Origin of the sequence: Clostridium sp. FS41 (assembly GCF_000954015.1) — a bacterium.
Classification (GTDB): Bacteria; Bacillota; Clostridia; order Lachnospirales; family Lachnospiraceae; genus Enterocloster; species Enterocloster citroniae.
The window spans coordinates 276,080-300,279 of sequence record NZ_JYHN01000059.1 but is presented as its reverse complement, the minus strand read 5'-3'; the positions used below and the strand labels follow the sequence as shown (position 1 = coordinate 300,279).

General features: G+C 52.8%; 22 protein-coding genes. 2 read left to right on the top strand and 20 right to left on the bottom strand.

Annotation, left to right across the window (positions count from 1 at the left end; genetic code table 11):
- The first annotated feature begins 149 nt into the window (after positions 1-149).
- A complete protein-coding gene (pyrB, locus tag CLFS41_RS13405) occupies positions 150-1,073 on the top strand; it encodes an aspartate carbamoyltransferase (protein ID WP_007858146.1) in 924 nt (307 codons plus the stop codon).
- The gene (locus CLFS41_RS13400) at positions 1,067-1,495 is read left to right on the top strand and encodes an aspartate carbamoyltransferase regulatory subunit (RefSeq protein WP_007858148.1); all 429 of its coding nucleotides are present in this window, start codon (positions 1,067-1,069) and stop codon (positions 1,493-1,495) included. Before pyrB ends, CLFS41_RS13400 begins: the two co-directional genes overlap by 7 nt.
- 69 nt (positions 1,496-1,564) lie before the next feature.
- Here CLFS41_RS13400 and CLFS41_RS13395 read toward each other — a convergent pair whose 3' ends face one another.
- From CLFS41_RS13395 to CLFS41_RS13300, 20 genes are all read right to left on the bottom strand, one after another.
- Positions 1,565-2,011: a DUF5684 domain-containing protein gene (locus tag CLFS41_RS13395; protein ID WP_045092541.1), complete on the bottom strand. Its 447-nt coding sequence runs from the start codon at positions 2,009-2,011 to the stop codon at positions 1,565-1,567.
- Between the two features lie 60 nt (positions 2,012-2,071).
- On the bottom strand, positions 2,072-2,440 hold the full coding sequence (locus CLFS41_RS13390) for a VOC family protein (RefSeq protein ID WP_007858152.1): 369 nt from the start codon (positions 2,438-2,440) through the stop codon (positions 2,072-2,074).
- 104 nt (positions 2,441-2,544) lie between these two features.
- The gene (gene serS, locus CLFS41_RS13385; protein ID WP_007858153.1) at positions 2,545-3,834 is read right to left on the bottom strand and encodes a serine--tRNA ligase; all 1,290 of its coding nucleotides are present in this window, start codon (positions 3,832-3,834) and stop codon (positions 2,545-2,547) included.
- 202 nt (positions 3,835-4,036) lie between these two features.
- Positions 4,037-4,885, bottom strand: a complete 849-nt coding sequence (locus CLFS41_RS13380; protein ID WP_045092540.1) for a pyridoxamine kinase — start codon at positions 4,883-4,885, stop codon at positions 4,037-4,039.
- A 59-nt stretch (positions 4,886-4,944) separates the two neighbouring features.
- A complete protein-coding gene (locus CLFS41_RS13375; protein ID WP_045092539.1) occupies positions 4,945-5,565 on the bottom strand; it encodes an ECF transporter S component in 621 nt (206 codons plus the stop codon).
- A gap of 153 nt (positions 5,566-5,718) precedes the next feature.
- Complete coding sequence (locus tag CLFS41_RS13370; protein WP_007858156.1) at positions 5,719-6,369, bottom strand: thiamine diphosphokinase; 651 nt, start codon at positions 6,367-6,369, stop codon at positions 5,719-5,721.
- Positions 6,366-7,031, bottom strand: coding sequence for a ribulose-phosphate 3-epimerase (gene rpe, locus CLFS41_RS13365; RefSeq protein WP_045092538.1), 666 nt, complete (start codon positions 7,029-7,031; stop codon positions 6,366-6,368). Before rpe ends, CLFS41_RS13370 begins: the two co-directional genes overlap by 4 nt.
- Positions 7,032-7,033: 2 nt before the next feature.
- The gene (gene rsgA, locus CLFS41_RS13360) at positions 7,034-7,912 is read right to left on the bottom strand and encodes a ribosome small subunit-dependent GTPase A (RefSeq protein WP_045092537.1); all 879 of its coding nucleotides are present in this window, start codon (positions 7,910-7,912) and stop codon (positions 7,034-7,036) included.
- Positions 7,913-7,921: 9 nt separating this feature from the next.
- The gene (pknB, locus tag CLFS41_RS13355) at positions 7,922-10,087 is read right to left on the bottom strand and encodes a Stk1 family PASTA domain-containing Ser/Thr kinase (RefSeq protein ID WP_007858159.1); all 2,166 of its coding nucleotides are present in this window, start codon (positions 10,085-10,087) and stop codon (positions 7,922-7,924) included.
- Positions 10,081-10,827 (bottom strand): Stp1/IreP family PP2C-type Ser/Thr phosphatase, encoded by a 747-nt coding sequence (locus tag CLFS41_RS13350; protein WP_007858160.1) that lies wholly within the window; start codon positions 10,825-10,827, stop codon positions 10,081-10,083. The genes pknB and CLFS41_RS13350 overlap by 7 nt, the downstream gene beginning before the upstream one ends.
- 2 nt (positions 10,828-10,829) lie before the next feature.
- Positions 10,830-11,891: a 23S rRNA (adenine(2503)-C(2))-methyltransferase RlmN gene (rlmN, locus tag CLFS41_RS13345; RefSeq protein ID WP_007858161.1), complete on the bottom strand. Its 1,062-nt coding sequence runs from the start codon at positions 11,889-11,891 to the stop codon at positions 10,830-10,832.
- Between the two features lie 17 nt (positions 11,892-11,908).
- Positions 11,909-13,249, bottom strand: a complete 1,341-nt coding sequence (gene rsmB / locus CLFS41_RS13340) for a 16S rRNA (cytosine(967)-C(5))-methyltransferase RsmB (protein WP_045092536.1) — start codon at positions 13,247-13,249, stop codon at positions 11,909-11,911.
- A 23-nt stretch (positions 13,250-13,272) separates the two neighbouring features.
- Entirely contained in the window at positions 13,273-13,974 is a 702-nt protein-coding gene (locus CLFS41_RS13335) for a zinc metallopeptidase (protein WP_007858163.1), read from the bottom strand.
- A 60-nt stretch (positions 13,975-14,034) separates the two neighbouring features.
- Positions 14,035-15,012 (bottom strand): methionyl-tRNA formyltransferase, encoded by a 978-nt coding sequence (gene fmt, locus CLFS41_RS13330; RefSeq protein ID WP_045092535.1) that lies wholly within the window; start codon positions 15,010-15,012, stop codon positions 14,035-14,037.
- Between the two features lie 10 nt (positions 15,013-15,022).
- Entirely contained in the window at positions 15,023-15,514 is a 492-nt protein-coding gene (gene def / locus CLFS41_RS13325; protein ID WP_007858165.1) for a peptide deformylase, read from the bottom strand.
- A 30-nt stretch (positions 15,515-15,544) separates the two neighbouring features.
- Positions 15,545-17,803, bottom strand: a complete 2,259-nt coding sequence (gene priA, locus CLFS41_RS13320) for a primosomal protein N' (RefSeq protein ID WP_045092534.1) — start codon at positions 17,801-17,803, stop codon at positions 15,545-15,547.
- Positions 17,804-17,887: 84 nt separating this feature from the next.
- The gene (locus CLFS41_RS13315; RefSeq protein WP_007858167.1) at positions 17,888-19,906 is read right to left on the bottom strand and encodes an ATP-binding protein; all 2,019 of its coding nucleotides are present in this window, start codon (positions 19,904-19,906) and stop codon (positions 17,888-17,890) included.
- A gap of 103 nt (positions 19,907-20,009) precedes the next feature.
- The gene (locus CLFS41_RS13310) at positions 20,010-21,332 is read right to left on the bottom strand and encodes an MATE family efflux transporter (RefSeq protein WP_045092533.1); all 1,323 of its coding nucleotides are present in this window, start codon (positions 21,330-21,332) and stop codon (positions 20,010-20,012) included.
- Between the two features lie 12 nt (positions 21,333-21,344).
- On the bottom strand, positions 21,345-22,673 hold the full coding sequence (locus CLFS41_RS13305; RefSeq protein ID WP_007858169.1) for a M18 family aminopeptidase: 1,329 nt from the start codon (positions 22,671-22,673) through the stop codon (positions 21,345-21,347).
- Between the two features lie 89 nt (positions 22,674-22,762).
- Entirely contained in the window at positions 22,763-24,172 is a 1,410-nt protein-coding gene (locus tag CLFS41_RS13300) for an amino acid permease (RefSeq protein ID WP_007858170.1), read from the bottom strand.
- Positions 24,173-24,200: the final 28 nt, after the last annotated feature.

Below are 24,200 nucleotides of genomic sequence, written 5' to 3'. Positions count from 1 at the left end.
GCTTGACTTATATCGTATTCTATGTAAGAATATGACGAGGCACAAATCAGTGCCATATCTGGCAGGTTCCGGCTATCGCACTGGTAGAGTGCGAAGTATTTCCCAAAATCAATTTTATTAATAAATTCATAAAGGCAAAGGAGAATCCCATGAGACATTTATTGAATCCCTTAGACTTCTCTGTGGAAGAAATCGATGACCTTCTGGCTCTTGCAAGGGACATTGAGCAGAATCTTCCCCAGTACGCCCACGTATGCGATGGAAAAAAGCTGGCAACTCTTTTCTATGAGCCAAGTACAAGAACGCGTTTAAGTTTTGAAGCCGCTATGCTTTCACTTGGCGGTAATGTATTAGGTTTTTCATCTGCTGATTCCAGTTCTGCTGCCAAGGGTGAAAGTGTTGCCGATACCATCCGCATGATTTCATGTTACGCTGATATCTGTGCGATGCGCCATCCCAAAGAAGGTTCCGCATTCGTTGCAGCCCAGAAGGCCGAGATTCCGGTCATCAATGCGGGTGACGGCGGGCATCAGCATCCCACACAGACCTTAACAGATCTTATGACCATCCGTTCCATGAAGGGACGCCTTGACAACCTGACCATTGGCCTTTGCGGCGATTTAAAGTTCGGCCGTACGGTACACTCTCTCATCCATGCCATGGTCCGTTACCCCAACATCAAATTCATATTGATATCTCCTCCTGAACTCCGGGTTCCTGACAACATCCGCGAAGATGTTCTGATTGCAAACAATGTGGAGTTTGAGGAAGTGGGCAATCTGGACGAGGCCATCGGCTGCCTGGACATCCTTTACATGACGCGTGTTCAGAAGGAGCGTTTCTTCAACGAGGAGGATTATATAAGATTAAAGGACTGCTATATCCTGGACAAGAAGAAAATGAAGCTGGCCAAGGAAGACATGTATGTACTCCATCCCCTTCCCAGGGTAAATGAAATTTCCGTGGAAGTGGATGACGACCCAAGAGCTGCTTACTTTAAGCAGGCCCGGTACGGCGTATATGTGCGTATGGCCCTGATCATGAGATTACTGGAGGTGGAAAAGCCATGTTAAATATCAGCGGATTAAAAGAAGGCATTGTCCTGGACCACATTGAGGCCGGAAAGAGCCTGGACATCTACTATCACCTGGGGCTGGACAAGCTGGAGTGTCAGGTGGCGATCATCAAGAATGCCCGCAGCAACAAGATGGGCCGCAAGGACATCATCAAGATCGAAGGCGGACTGGACACCGTGGACTTAAAGGTGCTGGGCTATATCGACCACACGATCACAGTGAACATTATCAAGAATGATAAGATCGTGGAGAAAAGAGCATTAAGGCTTCCCCACAAGATCACCAATGTGGTCCAGTGCAAGAATCCAAGATGCATCACATCCATTGAGCAGGAACTTCCCCATATCTTCTATCTGGCCGATGAAAAGACAGAGACATACCGGTGCCAGTACTGCGAGGAGAAATACAGCGGGAATTAATTTTTGCCCTGACATACCGGGCAAAAAAGAGGGGGGGCAAAAGCCTCCCTCTTCTATTGTCTGAAGCAGCTAAATCACCGTTCTTCTTCCCTCTGGTCCGATATACTCTGAACCGTCAAAGGCAAGCACAAGGAGAAAGATGAAGTTAAGGAATACCAGCCCCACACCAAACCAGGCGCCGTGCCCAAAGGAAACCGACAGTTTGATACAGGCAATGACCCGCATGACGACCATGCCTACGCTTGCAGCCAAAAAGACTATGATCCCCAGTCCTCCTACATGCTGAAAAGCCACTGCTATGACGGCAAATACCGCCAGCAGGCCGAACATCTTCCCGCTCCATGTCAGCTTATATTCTATATAGGTGCTGTAAACAGGGATCAATGCCTTCCAGCCGGCTTCCCCTGCCTTTTTAAATATCATCCAGTACGCAAGGATACAGAGTAAAACCACGACCGTGGCCACGGCATACTTAACCATCTTCAGGCTCAAAAGCAGCATTGCCAATTCTTCCATTTGAATTTCCTCCGGGAGCGTGTTTGGGACACGGGATCCAACACGTCTTCATGTACCATATTATCTCTTTGCAGGGACGATCTCCACCCAGTAGCCATCCGGATCCGCGATAAAATAAATGCCCATGCCCGGGTTCTCATAGCAGATACAGCCCATCTCTTCATGATGCTTGTGGATCTCATCAAATTCGTCTACGTGAAACGCCAGATGGAACTCGCATTCTCCCAGGTTATAAGGCTCTTTCCTATCCCTTAACCAGGTCAGCTCCAGGTTAAATCCCGTTACCCCATCCCCCAGATACACCAGTTTAAAGGAACCATCATCCGCATTCTTTTCCCTCACCGGCTCAAGTCCCAGGGCCTCTTTATAAAATGCAAGGCTTTTTTCCAGATCCAGAACATTAAAGTTAAAATGGTTAAATGTAATCATACCGCACTCTCCTTCTCTTTTATTATAGATCTATTATAAAAGGAACTGGCCTGCATAACAACATGCAAACCAGTCTTTTTAAAATTGATGCAGGTTTCAAGACCTTACTTCACAGGAACCATGACTTCCATTCCGCCCATATATGGACGAAGTACTTCCGGAATCTTCACGCTGCCGTCAGCCTGCAGGTTGTTCTCCAAAAAAGCAATGAGCATACGCGGAGGGGCAACCACGGTATTATTCAGGGTGTGGGCCAGATATTTGCTTCCATCCTCGCCCTGGACACGGATCTTTAAGCGGCGGGCCTGGGCATCTCCCAGATTAGAACAGCTTCCCACCTCAAAGTACTTCTTCTGTCTTGGGGACCATGCCTCCACATCCACGGACTTGACCTTCAGGTCGGCCAGGTCACCGGAGCAGCATTCCAATGTACGCACCGGAATATCCAGGGAGCGGAACAGATCCACAGTATTCTGCCACAGCCTGTCATACCACATGGGGCTTTCCTCAGGCTTGCACACAACGATCATCTCCTGCTTCTCAAACTGGTGGATCCTGTAAACACCCCTCTCCTCAATGCCGTGGGCGCCCTTCTCCTTGCGGAAACACGGGGAATAGCTGGTCAGTGTCTGAGGCAGCTGCTCCTCGGGGGTGATGGTGTCAATAAATTTACCGATCATGGAATGTTCACTGGTGCCGATCAGATACAGGTCCTCTCCCTCTATCTTGTACATCATGGCATCCATCTCCGCAAAACTCATCACGCCTGTGACAACATTGCTGCGGATCATGAAAGGAGGCACACAGTAGGTAAAGCCGCGGTTGATCATGAAATCCCTGGCATAGGAGATCACAGAGGAGTGCAGCCTTGCAATGTCACCCATGAGATAATAGAACCCATTACCGGCCACCCTTCTTGCAGCGTCCAGATCGATTCCGTTAAAGCGCTCCATGATCTCCGTATGGTAAGGGATCTCAAAATCCGGAACCACAGGCTCGCCAAAACGCTCCACCTCCACGTTCTCACTGTCATCCTTGCCAATGGGAACGCTGGGATCTATGATATTGGGGATCGTCATCATGATCTTTAAAATCTGCTCAGACAGTTCCCCCTCTTTTGTCTCCAATTCGGCCAGCCGCTCAGAGTTGGCGCTTACCTGTGCCTTGACAGCCTCGGCCTCCTCCTTCTTTCCCTGGCCCATAAGTTTACCGATCTCCTTGGAAAGCTTGTTGCGGCTGGCGCGAAGGTCATCCGCCTCCTTCTGGGCACTGCGGAACTCTGCATCCAGAGCGATCACTTCGTCCACCAGAGGCAGCTTGCTGTCCTGGAATTTATTCTTAATGTTCTGTCTGACAATGTCCGGGTTTTCTCTTACAAACCTTAAATCTAACATGGTATTCCTCCTGGATTTCCTTGATGTAATCACCTGTCCCACAGGGTACTTGGATGCGCACCGGACAGGTATTCCTGTACTGTTAAAGAGTATATAACATTTTACCAGGAAATAAAAGCCCTATTTTTCTGTTTTTCCGGCCGGTACCACAGTTTACTGCCTTGGGCATACTGTTTTCACGCGGCGCCTCTCTTCTATTTCTTTATCCCTGGTGGACCGCCCGGACCAGCACATCCAGCAGTTCCTCAAAACACACGCCGTTTGCCGCAGGGATGTCCAGTTCCTCGGAACGCCTGATACATTTTTTTACAAAGGATGCGGCCAGGCGGACCCCCTCTTCCAGATCCCATCCCCTGACAGCGGCAGCGGCCACCACAGAGGAGAACACATCCCCTGTGCCGGGGCGCTCCTGCCCTACGCGGATGGTTTTAGGAAATGTGACTTCACGCCTTCCCTCCGCCACCACGTTCACAAGATACCCGCCCTGGTTCACGCCGGTTATGACCACGGACTCCGGCCCCATGGCCTGGATGTCCGCCGCCATGGTCTTAAGTTCCTCCCTGGTCCATCCCTTTTTTCTAAAGGGTCTTCCGGTGAGGATACATGCCTCGGTCAGGTTGGGGGTTACAATATCGCCCATGGAAACAAGGTCCTTCATCCGTCTGCACATGGATGGGGTAAAGGTGGCATAGGTCTGACCGTGATCCCCCATGATGGGGTCTATGATCACCCTGGTCTCCTCCCCTCCAAACTTCCGGATCATATCCATTACAATGGCGATCTGGGCTTCGGATCCCAGAAATCCGCTGACGATCCCGTCAAAGGACAGATCCAGTTCTTTCCATTTTTCTATATAGGATGGCATTTTCTCCGTGTAATCATCGAAAAAACACACAGGAAACCCTGTGTGATTGGAAAGGATGGAGGTGGGAACGGGACAGCACTGCACTTTCATGGCAGATATAATGGGAATAGCCACTGTCAGTGAACAGCGGCCATATCCCGATAAATCATTGATCATAGCTATTTTTTTTTGACGGTATTCGCTCATGTTATTCTCCTGTCTTATGGAAGCTGCTTCATTCCTGTCCGTTGGCAGGCACAAAGGTCCTACCGGAGCCGTTCAAACAGGCCTGCCCGCTTGAGGGCGCTGCGCAGTGGCATGTATATGGCTGCCGCCGCAATGGTGGAGGTCACCGCATTGATGGAGGATGCGGTGACGTTCCAGGCCAGTGTGAGCTGTGCCGCAGGCTTACCCAAGATCAGCAGCTTATAATAATACCCCACCAGCGGGTCAAATATCACATTAAACAACAGTCCGCACACAGAGGCTGCCACAACAAAACGGAAGATCCGCTTCTTATCACCGGTCTCGTTGATCTTTCCGATCCGGTGCGCCACCAGGCCGGTGATCAGGCCGATACACAGCTTCAGGATAAATGTCTTAGGCGCATACACCACATACACCGGATCAAACAGATCCCCAATGGTCATCCCGATCGCGCCTCCCAGGCCGCCGTACAGTCCGCCCATAATCAAGGCGCCCAATACGCAGACCGCGTTTCCCAGGTGGATGGATGTGGCATCTCCTCCCGGAAGGGTGATCTTGATCTGCAAAAAGGTAAACACCACATAGGATAATGCGGCAAACAACCCGGTAAGGGCCACTTTGTATAAATGATTTGATTCCTCTCCCGCATAGCCGGCAGTTGTAACCTGATTTGTCTTCATACTCTCTCACTCCTTGTACCCCAAAGGGGTTATTTCATGATCCTGTCCTATCTTATCACCGAAGTGGAGTGTTTTAAATATCCAGTTTTATTGAATTTAACCAGGCCAGTCACCAGACGGAACCGCACGGAACCGCAGAAGGCCGCCAGCCGGTCAGTCGTGGGATTCCACCACAATCAGAACGCCGTCTGTAAATGTGATGCCGCCTTCCTCCCCCTCCAGCTCATTGCTGATACACAGGCTGGTCCCGATCTCAATATCCTTTAAATAAAGCGGATACTTAAATCCGGTAAGGGTAATCCCGTTTACCTGTTCCGTCAAAGGCAGGAAGGAAATATACTTTCCCCACAGTTCACTGCTCCGGAAGGTATGTTCCCCGTCAATGAGGTACATCCTGTTCTGCCGGTCCAGGATATATGCCTCGATTCCCTTTTGCAGGCAGGGGTATAAAAGGTGGAGGTTCCCCAGCATGTGATCCATACGCCCGCCTGTGGCTCCCAGGATCACGATCTGGGTACAGCCAATGGCCTGGGCTTTGAGAAGGGCCAGTTCCGTATCGGTCTCATCCTTCTCAGGCTGGTGGGTATCCCAGATGATATGCTCCCGGCTTCTGTAGTATTCCAGGATCTCAGGCTTTACCGTGTCAAAATCCCCCACGATCATATCCGGTTCCAGGCCCAGCGCCTTCACCGCCTCCAGCCCGGCATCCACAGCTATGACCTTATCAAAAACTTCCTGTTCTAAAAAACAACCGGCAAAAGACAGATCCAGCTTGCCGCCGGTGACAATCAGACATCGCTTCATGACCCATATCCTTCAAATATCTCTATAAATTCTTTTGTCTTTGCAGCAGCGTCCCCGCCAAACACAGCGGAACCTGCCACGAATACGTTGGCTCCCGCTTCCATGATCCCCCGCACATTGGCTGCGCTGACTCCTCCGTCCACCTGGATGTCGGTCTTCAGCCCCAAACGGTTAATTCTTTCCCGAAGGGAACGCACCTTGTCCAGCGTGTAGGGAATGAATTTCTGCCCGCCGAATCCCGGGTTCACGGTCATGATCAGCACCATATCCAGCTGATCCAGGACACAGTCCAGCACATGGATGGGCGTTGCCGGGTTCAGGGCAACTCCCGCCCTGCACCCCTGCTCCCTGATCTGGTTCACCACCCGGTCAAGATGGGTGCAGGCTTCTGCATGGACCGTGATAATGTCCGCGCCGCAGGCCTTCATGTCCGCCACGTATCTGCCCGGGTCTTCCACCATCATATGCACGTCAAACGCCGCCTCTGTACAGGGGCGCAGGCTTTTGAGCACAGGCATTCCAAAGGATATGCTGGGCACAAAGGCCCCGTCCATCACATCCAGATGGATGTATTCCGCTCCTGCCTGAGCAACTGTGGACACCTCCAGGCCAAGATTGCAAAAATCCGCCGCCAGAATCGATGGCGCTAATTTATAGTACATGATCAGTACCTCCTCTTATTCTTCAGTTCTTCATACATCAAGAGATAATTGTCATACCTGCTTTGGCTGAGGCCGCCTGCTTTCAGCGCTTCCTTTACGCCGCACACCCTTTCGCCCACATGGACACAGCCAAGAAACTTACAGCCATCCTCATAGACTGAAAACTCAGGGAAATAATCCTTCAGATCCCCGGCCTCCAGATCAGGCGTGAACATGGAACTGAATCCAGGGGTATCCATCATGTACGTATCCTCCTCCACATAGAACAATTCGCAGTGGCGGGTGGTATGCTTTCCCCTCTCGATCTTCTGGCTGATATCCCCTGTCTCCATAGCCGCACACGGCTGGATGCAATTGGTCAGTGAGGATTTTCCCACGCCAGAAGGTCCGGCCAGCACCGTGGTTTTTCCTCTGAGGATTTTTCTCACCTGTTCCAGGCCGGTCTCCTCATAGGTGCTGATAAAAGCCACCCGGTATCCGGCCGTTTCATAGATCTTCCTGTAAGTCTCCACCAGGTCCTCATCCCCCAGATCCACCTTGTTAAAACATATGATCACAGGTACTTCCTGGATCCCCATCATCACCAAAAACCGGTCCAGCAGGTTCAGGTTGGGGGCGGGATGGGTCAGGGCAAATACCACCAGCGCCTGGTCCACATTGGCCGCAGCCGGGCGCACCAGCGCATTGGACCGGGGAAGGATCACGTCAATATTGCCCTCCCCCGCCTCCTGGTCCAGCACGGAAAATTCCACATTATCTCCTACCAGGGGCTTGATCTTCCTATTGCGGAACACGCCCTTGGCCTTACACTCATAAATACGGTCCTTACCATTGTGTACATAGTAAAAACCGGCAATTCCCTTAATGATCTTACCTGTCATACACTCCTCTTATCCCACCGGGAAAAATGTAACCGGATAGGACGCTATTACTGTTAAATTCGCACTTCCTGCATCTACCACTTCCACAATACCGCTGTCCACGCCGTAAGCACCTCTGATCCTTGGGATCACCACAGGTATGGTCTGGGCGCCTACCACCAGCCGTTCTTTGATCAGGGGTGTATAGATCTCCTCCCCGTTGGGCATGGTCTGTTTTAACCGGACCATGACCCTGACACTGCTGGTCTGGGACGCCGGACCGATATAATTACTCAGGGAGCAGGTCTGGTCAATGGACGCCACATAGTACTGGTCCGATTCCGCCTGTGACAGATCCGGCTCACCGCTTACCACATAGTCCACAGCAGCCCCCGGCTCCAGCATGGTTCCGGCATCCACTGCCTGGCTGATGATCAGTCCCTCGGCCACCGTATCGCTGTGTTCCTGGGTCACATCCCCCGGAAGGAGTCCTGCCGCTGCCAGCATGGCATCCGCGGCTGTCTGGTTCTGTCCCCTTAATTCAGGAACCATTCCCTGTACAACCTGTATTCCCTTGCTGACAAACAGGGTCACGCTCTCCCCCACCTTCGCGGTTTCCGGGCTGAACCGTAAAACAGCACCCGCTGCAGCCGTGTTGCTGAACTCTTCCTTGATCTCCACCGTAAGCCCCTTTTCCTCCAGAAGCTTTGCGGCATTATCAGCGGTCAGCACCGTAAGGTTCAGTTCGCCCAGATCCACTTTGTCACTGCCCTTGCTCAGGGTTACGCCCACCACGCTTCCCTTTTCCAGGACAACGTCTTTATCGAACACCTGGGACATCACAAGGCCCTCTGCAACATTGTCGGAAAAGTCCGTTCCCGTCACTTCCATCTTCAGACCGGCTTTTTCCAGTTCCTCCCTTGCCTTTTCCTCTGTCATTTTCAGAACAGAGGGGACGTAGGTCTGATTGTTGGTTATATTCACTTCCACGCTTTCGGTGGCCGCCTCCGTGCTCACGGTCACCGTGGGCTTTTCACTGGTGCCTGCCCGGAACAAGCCTGTCAGCCGGGAGAACACAAACAGCACCACTGCTACGATCAGAATGGCGGCCACTATGCCGATCCCCGTGATAATGCGCTCAAACTGAGTGCTCACATCCTTCTCAGGATTCTTTCTGGATGACAGATGGCCGTTCCCGCGGCGCTTGCCCTTTTCGCGGGAAACAGGTTTGGGTACATCATCCTTTAACTCCTCCTCGGACCGTTCATTCTCCCGCCCCGCCTTCCGGCTCTCCTGCATGTTGATCAGTTCTTCCCTGGAAATGGATCTGGTTTTTCCAAGCTCATCTCCCTCTTCCAGGTCATAGATATCGCAGTCCGGGTTCATCAGCGCCTTTCTCAGGTCCCCGATCACATCCAGCACATTAGAGTAGCGGCGGTCCGGGCGCTTCTGGGTACACTTGAGAATGATCTGCTCCAGGGCATGGGACAGATCAGGTACCAGCTCACTGGGACGTCTTACAGGCTCCTCCAGGTGGGCCAGTGCAACTGTAACCGTATTATCCCCCTCAAAGGGAACCTTGCCTGTAACCATCTCATACATGGTAATGCCAAAGGAATAGATATCGCTGCGCTCATCGCAGTAACCTCCCCTGGCCTGTTCCGGTGAAATATAGTGGACAGACCCCACGGCCGTGGCATTCATAGTTTGTGTAGAAACAGCCCTGGCAATTCCAAAATCAGCCACTTTTACCTTGCCGTCCCTGGATATGATCATGTTCTGGGGTTTGATATCCCGGTGGATGATATGCTGTTCATGGGCTGCCGCGATCCCCTGTCCTACCTGGATGGCGATCCCAATCGCTTCCTTGCTCTCCAGGTGCCCCTTTTTCTCTATATAATTCTTAAGGGTGATCCCCTCGATCAGCTCCATAACAATATAGTGAAGCACATCCTCATCCACTACATCATAGACACTGACAATGTTGGGGTGTGACAGTCGGGCGGCCGCCTGTGCTTCCATCTTGAACTTGCTGACAAAATTATCGTCAAAGGCAAATTCTTCTTTTAATACCTTGATGGCCACCGGACGGTTCAGGGTATGGCACTGGGCTTTATACACCACAGACATTCCGCCGGAACCAATCCGTTCCAGGATCTCATAACGGTTCTGAAGATATGTACCAGGATTTAACATGTGCCCGCCTCCCTTCCCAGGGGATTCACAAGCACCACTGCGATATTGTCAATTCCTCCCTGCCGGTTTGCTTCCCTGATCAGGCGTGAAGCCTTTTCCTTCAGGCTTCCCGGACCGGTAACAATACTGCAGATGGTATCGTCATCCACCATATTGCTCAGACCATCGGAACAGAGAAGGATATAATCCCCTTCCTCCAGATCCACCTCAAAGAAATCAGGTTCCACACTCCTGCCGATTCCCATGGCTCTTGTTATGATATTCTTGCGGCTGTTGTAATCCACACTGCCCCTGCGCATCTGGCCCATGGCCACCATCTCTTCCACATAAGAATGGTCCCTGGTCACCTGCCGTATGGCGCCTGCCTGGATCAGGTACAGGCGGCTGTCCCCCACATTGGCCACGTAAAGAGTTCCGTCCTCCACCACGCCGGCCACCAGGGTACAGCCCATGCCCTTTAATTCTTCCCGTTTCAGGGATTCCTCGTACAGCCTTTCGTTCACTTCCTCAATTCCCATCTTTAACTGCATGACGGGAGAGCCTTTCCCTGCCCTGTTGATATAGATGACCAGATTCTCCACCGCAAACCGTGAAGCGTAATCTCCGGCCTTATGACCGCCCATTCCGTCCGCCACCAAAAACAGATTAGGCAGTGAGCCCACCATCTCCGGTGAGGAATAGATATAATCCTGATTCATGGATCTTACCTGGCCTATGTCCGTTAATGCATATGCTTCCATGGTTACTCCTCTCCTTCCATATAGCTCTTTCGCAGCTGGCCGCAGGCTCCGCCTATATCCCGGCCCATTTCTCTTCTAATAGTAACATTTATCCCGCTTTTTTCAAGGAGATTTTTAAACTCGGCAATGGCCTTCTGCCCTGACTGGACATAGTCCCTCTCCTTGATGGGGTTTACGGGGATCAGGTTCACATGGCCGTGCTGATCCCTGATCAGCCTTGCCAATGCCCTGGCTTCATCCAGGTTGTCATTGACCCCCCGGACCAGGCTGTACTCAAAGGTAAGCCTTCGTCCTGTCTTCTCATGGTAATAACGGCATGCTTCCAGCACATCCTTCAATTGGTAGCTGTTGGCAATGGGCATCAGCGTCCGGCGGACCTCATCATTGGGCGCGTGAAGGGACAGGGCCAGTGTGACCCCCAGTCCTTCCTCGGCAAACCGCCTGATTCCCGGTACAATGCCGCAGGTGGACAACGTCAGGTTCCTCTGGCTGATATTCAGGCCCTTTTCATGGGAGATCAGGTACAGAAAACGGATCACATTGTCATAGTTGTCAAAGGGTTCTCCGGAACCCATCACCACCACGTTGGAAACCCTCTGCCCCGTGACCGACTGTATCCTGTAGATCTGGTCAAGCATCTCCGATGCCCGCAGGTTCCGTTCCAGGCCATCCAGGGTGGAGGCGCAGAAACGGCATCCCATCCTGCACCCCACCTGGGAGGAAATGCAAACGGAATTGCCGTGATGGTACTGCATCCAGACGCTCTCTATGATATTGCCGTCCTCCAGACCGAATAAATATTTCCTGGTTCCATCGATCTGTGATACCCGTTCTTCCACAATACGCAGGTTTGTCAGACTGTAATGCTCCTTCAGCTTCTGCCGCAGTTCCTTGGATAAGCTGCTCATATCCTCAAAGGATTCCACCAGCTTCACATGGATCCAGTCATAAATCTGTTTTGCCCTGAAAGATTTCTCTCCCAGGGCTGCCATCTCCTCTGACACCTCTTCCAATGTCATGGACTTTATATCTTTCCGGCCTTTAAAATCCGTTAAATCCAGCATAACATACTCCTGATTCTCTATTTTCGCCTGAACACGCTGATGAAAAATCCATCAAAGGGATGGATCCCCGGAAGAAACTGGATCATTCCTTCCTTCAGCGATGGCTCGTCAAAGGCATTCCCCACCCGGTTTGTCAGATCCACCGGCTCCAGCGGGAAGCGGCTTAAAAGCCATCTGGCATTCTCCTCGTTCTCCTTTGTGTCAATGGTGCAGGTGCTGTACACAAGGGTTCCGCCCGGCTTCACATACTCCCATGAAGCGGCAAGGATCTCCCTCTGAAGGGAGGCCAGTTCAGCCATCTTTTCCATGGTCATGTTGTATTTGATGTCAGGCTTTTTCCCAATGATCCCAAGGCCTGAGCAGGGAAGGTCCGCGATAACGATATCCGCCTTTTCCCTGGCATCTTCATCCGTCACCAGGGCATCCCAAACCACCGCCTTTATGTTGGGGGCGCCAAAGCGGGCCATATTTTCCTCTATCATGGCCACCTTCTGCTCGCTCAGATCCCTGGCCTCCACCATGCCCGTACCCTTTAGCTTGTCAGCCAGGTGAAGGCTTTTTCCTCCCGGAGCAGCACACACATCAATGATGTAATCCCCCTCCTTCGGATCAGCAAGTTCGCTTACCAGGGCAGAGGTCACATCCTGAACCTGGATCCATCCGTTCCGAAAGCTTTCCAGGCTTTCCAGATAATCATAACCTGATATGGATATCATGGATTCCAGCCAGGAAAGTCCTGTCACAGCCACCCCCTGGGATGCCAGGGATTCCAGGATCTCCTTCCTGGACGCCCTGCTGAGATTGCAGCGCACCCAGGTGGGTCCGTCCCTAAGAAAAGAGGCGGCAATTGCCCCCGCCTTTTCCCTTCCATATTCCTTTTCCCACATGTCATACATCCACTGAGGGATGCTGTAGGCCAGGGACGGCGTATCAAACACCAGGGAATCCTTTTCCCTGGAAACAGTCCGGAGCACGCCGTTGACAAAGCCTTTCAGGCCTGAAAAATGCCGCTTTACCGCCAGCTTCACCGCCTCATTGCAGGCGGCGGAATCCGGCACCCTGTCCATATACAGGATCTGGTACACGCTCATCCTTAAAAGATTGCGGATCAGCGGTTTCATCTTTTCTGTCTTGGTCTTTGAATACCTGTTAATGATATGGTCGATCTGCAGAAGATATTCCAGCGTGCCCTCGGTGACCCGTGTGATAAAGGCACGGTCCGGCTTGTCCAGGTACTGGTACTTCTGCAAAGCCTGGTTCAGTACAAGGTGGACAAAACTCCCCCTTTCCAGTACCTCTGTCAGTATATCCAGTACGATCTCCCTGTTTTCAAGTCCGCGGTCCGATATCTTAGCCATTCCTCTTATGTCCTCTCCAGGTATTAGTCATTTCTTCGATTGCCAAAAATCATAAGAAGCCTCAGGAGCTGAAGAATGGATGCCGCAGCTGCCGCCACATAGGTAAGGGCCGCCGCGCTCAGCACGCTCCTGGTCTGCCCCACTTCCTGTCCGGACAGGATCCCGGTGGAATCCAGCAGGGTCACTGCCCTGTGTGAAGCATTATATTCCACCGGCAGAGTGACCAGCTGGAACAGCACTGCCAGTGAAAACAACAGGATACCGATGCCGGCAAGGGTGGAACCGCCTCCCCCAAGCAGCAGGCCGATGAGAATCAGGGGCCAGGCCAGGCTGGAGCCCAGATTGGCGGCAGGCACCAGGGCTGCCCTGATCCTTAAGGGCGAATAGTCGCTGGCATCCTGCATGGCATGGCCGCACTCATGGGCCGCCACGCCGATTGCTGCAATGGAGGTGGAACCGTATACGGAATCCGACAGGTTCACAGTCTTTGTCCTGGGGTCGTAGTGGTCCGTAAGATTGCCCGCCACACGGCGCACGGTCACATCATAGATACCCTGGTTGTTCAAAAGCTTCTGGGCCACCTCGGCGCCTGTAAGACCGCACATGCTGCGCACGGAGGAATACCTCTGATAGGTGGAGTTCAGCTTGGCGGAGGCTATCATGGATATGACTACGCCGATCAGAACCAGAATATAGGTTGAATCATAAAAAAATGGATAATACATAGTTATTCATCACTCTCTTTCAATTGTGCATTCAGTTGTGCATTCAAGTATGCTTCCATGCTACTCAGTTTTCCTTGTCAGTATATCCCCTTCAGGGACAGGATACCCCCGCAGGAACGCATCCACATCCATGCGCTTCTTTCCCTCCATCTGAAGTTCCTTTATGGACAGCAGGCCTTCGCCGGTCTTAACCACCAGGGACCGCTTGCCGGAACATACCACCGTACCGCGGGGAGCACTGTCAAGGGATGGAACGCTGTGGGCAATCCCCTCTTCCTCGTCTTTCCCAAGTACATCTGCGGACCATATCTTAATGGTTTTTCCATTCCACATGGTATATGCGCTGGGCCATGGATTCAGTCCGCGGATCAGACGCTCTATGGACACCGCGCTCTTCTCCCAGTCAATATCTCCCAGGGATTTGGTAAGCATTTTGGCGTAACAGGTTCCCTCCTCCGTCTGGGGGGTGCGGACTATGGTTCCCTCCTCCATCTTCTTAAGGGTGGACAGGATCAGTTTCCCGCCAGCCAGGCTCAGCTTATCATGGAGGCTTCCCCCTGTCTCATCCCTGTCAATGGGGATCACCACCTTCTCCAGCATATCGCCGGTATCCAGCCCCACATCCATCATCATGGTGGTTATGCCGGTTTCCTTCTCCCCATCGATCACACACCACTGGATCGGCGCCGCTCCCCGGTACTTGGGAAGCAGGGAGGCATGGATATTCACACATCCAAGCCTCGGCAGGTCCAGGACGGATTTGGGAAGAATCTGGCCAAAGGCTATGACCACAAAGACATCCGCCTCCATCTCCCGCAAAACCTTTACAAAGGACTCATCCCTTACCTTCACCGGCTGGTACACCGGTATCTTATATTCCAGCGCCTGGATCTTCACCGGCGTCATCTGCATCTCTTTTCCCCTGCCCTTTGGTTTGTCAGGCTGGGTCACCACTGCAGCCACATCATGGCCTGCCTCTACCAGTGCCTTTAAGGTGGGCACGGAAAAGTCAGGTGTTCCCATAAAAACAATGCGCATCTTCCCACTCCTATTCCTCAATGATCTCCTCGCCGGTCTCCGGGTTGGTGTCCACCAGTTCCCCTTCCACCAGCTCCACATACATCTGGCCTTCCAGATGGGCATACTCATGGCAGAGGGCTCTGGCCAGAAGACCTTCTCCCTCCACTTCCACCGGCTCCATATTCTCATTCAGCGCCCGCATCTTTACATAGTTTGGGCGTGTCACGATACCTGACTTGCCCGGCAGGCTCAGGCAGCCCTCATAACCGGTCTGTTCCCCCTCCTGGGCAATGATCTCAGGGTTGATCATCACATACTGGTTGCCGTCATCCACGTCCACCACAAAGATCCGCTTCAGCACGCCCACCTGAGGTGCGGCCAGGCCGCAGCCATTGGCCTCATACATGGTCTCGAACATATCCTCAATCAAATCCATGGTACGCCCGGTCATCTCCTTCACAGGTTTGCACTTCTTTGTTAAAATCTCGTCTCCCATAACCCTTATCTGTCGAACTGCCATCGTGGTCTCAATCTCCTTTATTATGTTCTGTCACGTTAAATCATATTGTACTGTCAGTCCAAAACGGCCCTCCGCCTCCTTAAGGCGCAGTTCCGCCATTTTCCTAATCTGTATCAGTATATCATAATTTTCGTGCTTTATATATAAAATTTTTCTATAAATATCATTAACTTTGTATACAGGCGCATTCACCGGGCCGATGAGCTTAAAGCCCTCCATGGCGCTCCCTGCCCTCTCCTCCACCCAGCGGGCGGTCTCTGAGGCGGTCCGCTCCAGCACATCCTCCCTGGGACAGGCCATCTGGATGGTGAGCAGGGCCACGGCCGGCGGATACCCAAGAAGCCTTCTGTATGCCATCTCCTGACCGTAAAATGCCTCGTAATCCTGGCTGGCAGCGGTCACGATACAATAATGGTCCGGCTGATAGGTCTGTATGATAACATTGCCCGGAAGGTTTCCCCTCCCGGCCCTCCCGGCTGCCTGGGTCAGGAGTTCAAAGGTCTGTTCCCCGCACCTGTAATCCGATGCATACAGGGACAGATCCGCTGCCAGCGCTCCCACCAGGGTCACCTTGGGAAAGTCATGGCCCTTTACGATCATCTGTGTACCGATGAGGATGTCTGCATCTCCCCTGGCAAAGGCGGAGAGGATCTCCTGATGACCTCCCTTTTTGGATGTGGTGTCCGTGTCCATGCGCAGGATCCTGGCGCCGGGAAACAGTTCCCCGGCCATGGTCTCGATCTTCTGGGTTCCGGTGCCAAAGGGCGCAATATACCGGGAACCGCAGGCAGGGCACTCCCCAGGCTGCTGTATGGTGTAGCCGCAGTAATGGCACATCATGCGTCCGTCCCTGTGCAGGGTCAGGGTCACATCACAGTGAGGGCACTTAAGCGCTTCACCGCAGGCGCGGCAGGACACAAAGTTGGCATACCCCCTGCGGTTGATAAACAGCATGATCTGCTCCCTGTTTGACAGCCGCTCCTGGATCAGTTCCTGAAGGCGGCGGCTGAATATGGAACGGTTCCCGGCCCTCAGCTCCTCTCTCAGGTCCACGATCTCCACCTGGGAAAGCCTTGCCTTTGTCTTGGCCCGCTCCTTCATGGTAAACAGGGTGTATTCCCCTCTCAAAGCCTTTGTGTAGGATTCCAGGGACGGTGTGGCCGATCCCAGCACAAGGGATGCTCCGTTGGCTTCCGCACGCACGGAGGCTGCCTCTCTGGCATCATAGCGGGGGGACAATTCACTTCTGTACGCATTCTCATGTTCCTCGTCAATGATGATCAGACCCAGATCGGAAAAAGGGGCAAACAGGGCGGAACGGGGACCGATCATAATATCAATATCCCCTGTTCTGGCCCTTTCATACTGATCATACCGCTCCCCGGCCGACATGCGTGAGTTCATCACCGACACGCGGTTGCCGAACCGATTGTAAAACCGCATTACGGTCTGCCATGTAAGGGATATCTCAGGTATGAGCACAATGACCTGACGCCCTGCCGAAAGCACATGGCTGATCAGTTCCATATAGACCTCGGTCTTGCCGCTTCCCGTAATACCGTGGATCAGATAGGTCTTTCTTATCCCCTCCCGGTAATCCTGGATAATGGAATCCGCAATCTGACGCTGGACCTGGTTTAAGGGCGGGGCCTGGTCTGCAAATACAGGAGAATCCGCTCCGGCCAGTCTCTGCATTTCCAGCAGCGGGTTCCTGTAACGCTCCACCACCTCCACCGCAATGACACCGGCCTCCTCCAGGGGTTTTATGACAGCCGCAGTAAGGTTTAAGCGCCCTGCGGCCTCCTCATATGGTATGATGCTTGAATCCTTAAGGGCTTCTAAAAGCCTGAGCCTGGCCTTATGGTTCTTCTGCCTGGCCTGTGCAGCTGCCTGTTCCAGCCCCTGGGGATCCAAAAGGCAGCGTATCCTGCGCCGGGGCGCCTCCTTTACCTTCTGCTTCACCGGAAGCACGGTCCTTAATGCCTGGTTCATGGTGGAACCATACCGTTCCTTCATCCACCATGCCAGCCAAATAAGCTGGGATTCCGCAGTCACGCTTCCCTGCACAATCCCAGCCACATCCTTCAGCTTATTCTCATCAAACTCCGCCTGGTCCGTCAGGCCCACCACATACCCCTTGCGCTGCCGGTTGCCCTGCCCAAAGGGAATATATACCTGATGCCCCACCTGAATGCGGTCCTCCAGTTCCTGCGGAATCCTGTACTGGAAGGTCCTGTCCACACTTTCGTGGGAAATATCTATGATAATATTGGCATACTTCTGCCCCACACACTTCACCTGTCAATCTTTAAATCTGATATGTACGTTCCCGTACTCCAGCCTATTATACATGAGAATAGGGAAAAATGCAAATCAGGGAATATATTGGTTCAGGGCAGCAAACAGACGGTCATAATCAATGGGCTTTGAAACATGGTCATTCATGCCTGCGGACAGGGCCTTCGCCATGTCCTCGGCAAACGCATTGGCGGTCAGGGCAATGATGGGAATCTCCTCCGACTGGGGATGGGAACTGTTTCGTATCCGTCTGGCCGCCGTATAGCCGTCCATCACAGGCATCTGCAGGTCCATCAGGACAGCCTGGTAATAGCCCTCGGCAGACGACTCAAACAGGTCCAGCGCCTCCTGCCCGTTGCAGGCCTCCTCCACAAGGAATCCGGCTTCGGACAAAATGGTATGCACGATCTCCATGTTCAGTTCATTGTCCTCGGCCACCAGCAGGCGGACGGTCTTTTGGGATACCTTGCGCAGAAGCCCTGAGACTGCACCATGCCCCGGATCTCCCGCCATGTGTTCCTCCCCATCCAGTTCCATGGAAAGGGTGACCGTAAAACGGCTCCCTCTGTTTTTCTGGGTCTCCACCTGGATACTGCCGTTCATTGCATTTACGATCCCCTGGGCAATGGACATGCCCAGACCCGTTCCCTGGACAGCGGCGGCACTATCGTCATTTTCCCGCATAAAAGGGACAAACACGTAATCCCGGAAATCCTCGGACATTCCGATCCCGTTATCCTCCACTATAAACACAAAGGTCCCGGATCCCGGCGAGCGTTCCGTCACCTCCTTTGCCGTAAGCTCCACCCTTCCGCCTTCCGGGGTATATTTGACTGCATTGGACAGCAGGTTTAACAGTACCTGGCGCAGCCGTCCGCTGTCCCCTATGAGCCGGTCGTGCATGAGCTGTCCCCCGTCCACTGTCAGGCTTTGCTTTTTCTTTTCCGCCTCTGGACAAATAATGGTTTCCACCTCACACAGAAGGCGGCGCAGACAGAAAGGGGTCCTGGACAGTTCCATCTTTCCTTTCTCGATCTTAGACATATCCAACACCTCATCGATCAGGTTTAAAAGATGGCTGCTGGACATGGATATCTTCTTCAGGCAGTCCTTTACACGCCCCGGATCATTCACCTGGGCCAGGGCGATGGAGGTCATACCCACAATGGCATTCATGGGGGTGCGGATATCGTGGGACATCTGGGCCAGGAAATTGCTTTTTGCCTCATTTGCATACTGGGCCGCCTCATATGCGGCCATCAGGGCATTCCGTTTCTCCTCCTCCTGTTTCATCTCCATCATCTTTTGGTCGTGGATGTTCATGTTTGCAAAAATCACCTTGGCGACCCGGCTTCCCTCCATCTCAGCAACGCTGAAACGTGATCTGACCCACTGGACCCCCTCCGGATACTGCCTTCTGAAGTCAATGTCATATACGGGATGATCTCTGGATAAGGTCATTCGCAGGAACTCAGGGCTTCCGGCCCTGCGCATCTTCTCCTGGTCCTCATGGCAAACATGGCCCTGTATAAACTTTTCATAATATAGCTTCAGACTCCCCTTGGGAAACTCCCTGGATTTTTCTATCCATGTCTCCTGCCAGATTGCTTCCTCCGTATCGTGGTCCAGGTCAAAAAGATAGATGGAATAATAGCACTGGCACAGATTGGACAGCACATTGTCACGAAGCCGGGCCTTGTCCTTTAACATGACCGTGTCCGTGATGTTCTGATGATACCCGCGAAGGCACACTCCCCCCTGGTAACTCAGGTCCCGGACTCCTCCGCACCGCACATAGATACGGCCCAGAACGGGATGCTCCCAGGGATACTGCACCTCAGCCCGCTCATTCCTGATCATCTTTTCCACACCGGACTGTATCATGGGGCAGTATGCCGGATCGATCCGTCCATACCACAGTTCATAACATTCCTCCGGGGACGGCATCTCTTTTAATCCCAGCAGTTCCAGCATGGCCTTGTCGCTGTACATCCGAGGCGCTCTGTCCTGGTCCATCTCGATCACCCACAGGCCTGTGCGGGCCATGCTCAGAAGCTCCTGCGTATTTTTTATATCCATAAAATGGTCCTGCATATGTACATCCCCCTTTTGCCGGCCGGCGTGTTGATCTTGCCGTTCACAGCGCTCCAGTATCACTTATCCTACAGTATTTTCCCTCAGTGGATAATGGCACACATCACTTCACAGCCACGGCCCGTTTTTCAAACCCTTTGAAACGCCACGAGAATACAAAGGCGCGGAAGATCCAGTCAATGAACATACCGTACCACACTCCCATCACCCCAAGCTTACATATATTCACAAACAAGTATGCAAACCCGATGCGGAACGCCCACATGGAAAACACGGCTACCGCCATGGTGAATTTCACATCCAGGGACGCTCTCAGGGTATGGGGAATGATAAAGGCCAGGGGCCACAAGATCATGGCTATGCTGTGGGCTGTAATCAGTTCCCTGGACAGCCGGGACGCCTGTTCCGAGAGATGGTAGATCCCCACCAGCCGGCCTGAGAACACCACCATGGCGGTACTGAGCACTGCCAGAATCCCGTAATTTACCCCCATCAGGGTCTTTGCATAATGCTTTGCCTCCGCCAGCCTTCCGGCACCCACGCACTGGCCCACAATGGTGATCAGCCCCAGCCCGATGGCAGTTCCGGGCAGGTACAGGATGGTCACCAGATTGCTGGCAACCGCATAGCTGGCAATGGCAGCCGTGCCCAGGGAGGACACAAGACTTTGGAGGAAGATTTTCCCAAATTGGAACATACCGCTTTCCAACCCGCCCGGTATGCCGATGGAGAGTATGTTCTTTATCATCCTCACATCCGGCACAAGGAGCTTCAGGCTGTTAAGGCGGATGGAATTATGACGGTTCTGGATCAGCACCAGCATCATGGCCGCTGCTATGATACGGCTTAACAGGGTGGGATAAGCCACTCCGGCCACCCCCATCCCAAGGCCGAACACGCAGACGGCATTGCCCGCAATGTTGATCACATTCATCACAAGGGAGGTCATCATGGATACCTTGGAATTACCCATGGAGCGGAACAGGGCCGCACAGGCGTTATACAGCCCGATGAAGGGGTAGGAAAGGGCCGTGATCCAGAAATATGTCTGGGCATTGTCCATGACCGAAGTCTCCACCCTTCCAAAAATAGCGCCCAAGAGATGCCTGTTCCCAAGGATCGCGATCCCTGTCACCACCATGGAAAGGGCCAGGGTCACGGTGACCAGCTGCCCGGCCGCCTTGCGGGCATCCCTTGGCTGCACCTTGCCCAAATACTGCGCCGAGATCACCGCGCCCCCGGTTGCCAGGGCTCCCATGATCTGTATGATCAGCACGCTGATGGAGTCCACCAGTGAAACCCCGGATACGGCGGCCTCGCCAACGGCAGCCACCATGACCACATCCACCATTCCCACCAGCACTGCCATGATCTGTTCCACGATCAGCGGCGCCAGCAGCTTTATCAGTTGTTTTCTGGAAAACATATCATACCATCCTTATATTATCTCATAACTTCCCGACTCACCCGCCCTGATACCGGCGGAATAAAAATGCTTAGCCACCTGGACCAGATAGCAGGTATCCTTTATCCCCGCCGTCTCATAGGGTGAGTGCATGGCCAGCTGGGGAAGACCGATATCCACGGTGTTAAGCGCTACATGGGCATTGCTGATGTTGCCCAAAGTGGAGCCCCCGGGCATGTCGGAACGGTTGGCAAAGGTCTGGAAGGGCACGTCCGCCTCCTGGCAGAGTACCTTAAACATGGCTGCCGAAACAGCATCCGTGGTGTATTTCTGGTTGGCATTGTACTTGATGACGATTCCCTCATTCATATAGGGCCGGTTGGTGGGGTCCGCCTTAAGGTCAAGGTTGGGATGGACCGCGTGGGCATTGTCCGCCGATATCATGAAGCTGGATGCCAGGGACATGAGGTATTCCTCCTCACTTCTCCCAAGATTTCTGTTGATCCGCTTTAACGTATCCTCCAGGAAAGTGGAATCCGCTCCCTGTTTTGTGCCGCTTCCCACTTCCTCATTGTCAAACACGGCGTGGACAGACACATTTTCAGAATTTTCCCCTTCCAAAAAGCCCTTTAGGGATGCAAACGCACACTGCAGGTCGTCCAGGCGGCCGCAGGAGATAAACTCGCCGTCAGCTCCCCAAATCGTCCCCGGTGTTCTGCTGTAAAGGAACAGGTCATGGCCCAGGACATCCTCCTCCCTGACCCCGGCGCTCTCAGCCACGGTTTTCATAAAAGTCCCCTTGGCAGAGGCATCTCCGTACAGAGGCAGCATATCCACCTGGGGGTTGTATTTATAGCCGTCATTGACCTCCCTGTTAAAATGGATGGCCAGATTGGGGATCATCAGCAGGTCCCGGTCCACCTTCACCAGCTTTGTCACCAGGCGTTTTCCCTCCCTGACAACCAGGCGGCCCGCCACGGAAAGGGGCCTGTCCATCCAGGGCGCGCACAGCATTCCGCCGTATTTTTCCACGTTCAGTTTGATATAGTGCCCTCCTGCCTCCATCTCGGGATTCTCCTTGATCTTAAAGGAAGGTGAGTCACTGTGGCTTGCGATCAGATGAAATCCGTTAAATGCTCCCAAAGGTATCTTAAATGACAGAATGGAGGACTGGTTCCTTGTTACAAAATAGGAACCGCCCCGGCGAAGTTCCCATGCCTCCCCTTCATGGAGCTGGGTAAACCCGGCTTCACAGAGCAGTCTGCCTATATTCTCCACTGCATGAAAACTGGTGGGGCTGTCTTCCAGGAAACGGATCAGTCCCTCCGCTGTCTTCCTGCAGTCGTTTCTATCTAATGTCATGTCTTATTCTCCTTTGATTCCTTTTGGTTTCATACCTAAATACTGTACCACAAAGCCCGCGCTCAGGCAATAGGCCAGATAACGGGCGATCAGGCTTTTTTCTCCCTCTCAGCCATCCACGGCAGGATAAAGCCCAATCCCACCAGCACAAAGGGCGTGATGATGTTGAGTACCAGCTGGAAGGGATCTTCGGAATAAATACCTGTGATACATGCAAATGCGGTAAAAACAAAACACCAGGTTCCCACCAGGATTCCCGGAATCCTCCCCTTCAGGAAGCGATACTCGGCCTGAAACTTGTCCCCTGCCTTTTTTAACGCGATATATGCCACAAACACCCAGAGATAGCGAAGGGGCATGCAGACGGAATTGACCTTCACCAGCCAGCGCACCAGCACGTCCACATTCTTGATCCCAAAGGCAGGCACAACGATCAGTACACACACAATGAGCAGAACCAGCCTGTGGCCGTTTACATAGGTGCCGTGTTCATTTTTCTCAAACATCCTGCTTGGTATGAACCGGGAGTCAGCGCTGTCCAAAAGCATGCGCAGCGGCGCGTCCACGGACAATACCATGACGGAGAACTGACCGATGAGATTGGTCAGGGCATATACTACCACAAAAAAATTGCCCATATGATAGTATTCTCCTAATTTCTGGAACGCATAATAAGCTCCGTTGGTCATCAGATCACCAGGAATATGGTTGGAGTCAAACATCATGCCCAGGGCAATGGTTCCCAGGATGGCGGTCACAGCCACCATAAGAGCCAGGGCAACCATTCCCTTGGAAAAGTCCCTGGCAGGGTCCTTCATCTTATTTACATAGGGAGATATCTTCTCACAGCCGCCCACTGCAAATACCAAAATCGAGAGCCCCATAAAGAAACTCATATCAAAGGTAGGCATAAAGGTCCGCACCGACCATTCAATGGGCACAAAGGCGCCGGTGGTCAGGGCCGGCGCCGCCACCATCATTACAATAAACAGCATGGACATAATGAACATGGCTGATCCGGCCAGAGTGGACAAACGCTTGAGCACGCTCATTCCCTTGCTGGACAGATACATTGCAAACAGGAAGATCACCAGACAGATCAGCTGCATCACCGTGGTATTCATGCCGCTGGCCCTCTTGTCCTGGAACAAGGCCCAGCTGGCCGCGATCACCGTGGAATTAGGCTTTTGTGAGATATAGGGCATATGCACTACCCAATAGGTCCATCCCGCATAATAGGCCATCCTAGGACCGATGGTCTCATGGATCCAGGAGCTGACACCGCCTCCCGCATGTTTGAAGGTGGATCCCAGCTCTCCCACCATCAGGGCATAGGGCACAAAGTAGATCGCAAATATCAGGATCCAGGACACGATCGCCTTCAGCCCGCCATACTCTGAAAATCCGTTGATCACATTCCCAAATCCCCACACTGTGGAAAATGCCATAAAAGCAAGGGTATGCCATAGTATCTTTCTGTCATCCTTATGCTGCTTCATTTTTGTCTTTCTCCTTATCTGTACCTGT

Bases quoted from the DNA above. Each gene is read 5' to 3' on its own strand.
- pyrB (WP_007858146.1), top strand. From the start codon at position 150: ATGAGACATTTATTGAATCCCTTAGACTTCTCTGTGGAAGAAATCGAT.
- CLFS41_RS13400 (WP_007858148.1), top strand. From the start codon at position 1,067: ATGTTAAATATCAGCGGATTAAAAGAAGGCATTGTCCTGGACCACATT.
- CLFS41_RS13395 (WP_045092541.1), bottom strand. From the start codon at position 2,011: ATGGAAGAATTGGCAATGCTGCTTTTGAGCCTGAAGATGGTTAAGTAT.
- CLFS41_RS13390 (WP_007858152.1), bottom strand. From the start codon at position 2,440: ATGATTACATTTAACCATTTTAACTTTAATGTTCTGGATCTGGAAAAA.
- serS (WP_007858153.1), bottom strand. From the start codon at position 3,834: ATGTTAGATTTAAGGTTTGTAAGAGAAAACCCGGACATTGTCAGACAG.
- CLFS41_RS13380 (WP_045092540.1), bottom strand. From the start codon at position 4,885: ATGAGCGAATACCGTCAAAAAAAAATAGCTATGATCAATGATTTATCG.
- CLFS41_RS13375 (WP_045092539.1), bottom strand. From the start codon at position 5,565: ATGAAGACAAATCAGGTTACAACTGCCGGCTATGCGGGAGAGGAATCA.
- CLFS41_RS13370 (WP_007858156.1), bottom strand. From the start codon at position 6,369: ATGAAGCGATGTCTGATTGTCACCGGCGGCAAGCTGGATCTGTCTTTT.
- rpe (WP_045092538.1), bottom strand. From the start codon at position 7,031: ATGTACTATAAATTAGCGCCATCGATTCTGGCGGCGGATTTTTGCAAT.
- rsgA (WP_045092537.1), bottom strand. From the start codon at position 7,912: ATGACAGGTAAGATCATTAAGGGAATTGCCGGTTTTTACTATGTACAC.
- pknB (WP_007858159.1), bottom strand. From the start codon at position 10,087: ATGTTAAATCCTGGTACATATCTTCAGAACCGTTATGAGATCCTGGAA.
- CLFS41_RS13350 (WP_007858160.1), bottom strand. From the start codon at position 10,827: ATGGAAGCATATGCATTAACGGACATAGGCCAGGTAAGATCCATGAAT.
- rlmN (WP_007858161.1), bottom strand. From the start codon at position 11,891: ATGCTGGATTTAACGGATTTTAAAGGCCGGAAAGATATAAAGTCCATG.
- rsmB (WP_045092536.1), bottom strand. From the start codon at position 13,249: ATGGCTAAGATATCGGACCGCGGACTTGAAAACAGGGAGATCGTACTG.
- CLFS41_RS13335 (WP_007858163.1), bottom strand. From the start codon at position 13,974: ATGTATTATCCATTTTTTTATGATTCAACCTATATTCTGGTTCTGATC.
- fmt (WP_045092535.1), bottom strand. From the start codon at position 15,012: ATGCGCATTGTTTTTATGGGAACACCTGACTTTTCCGTGCCCACCTTA.
- def (WP_007858165.1), bottom strand. From the start codon at position 15,514: ATGGCAGTTCGACAGATAAGGGTTATGGGAGACGAGATTTTAACAAAG.
- CLFS41_RS13315 (WP_007858167.1), bottom strand. From the start codon at position 19,906: ATGCAGGACCATTTTATGGATATAAAAAATACGCAGGAGCTTCTGAGC.
- CLFS41_RS13310 (WP_045092533.1), bottom strand. From the start codon at position 21,332: ATGTTTTCCAGAAAACAACTGATAAAGCTGCTGGCGCCGCTGATCGTG.
- CLFS41_RS13305 (WP_007858169.1), bottom strand. From the start codon at position 22,673: ATGACATTAGATAGAAACGACTGCAGGAAGACAGCGGAGGGACTGATC.
- CLFS41_RS13300 (WP_007858170.1), bottom strand. From the start codon at position 24,172: ATGAAGCAGCATAAGGATGACAGAAAGATACTATGGCATACCCTTGCT.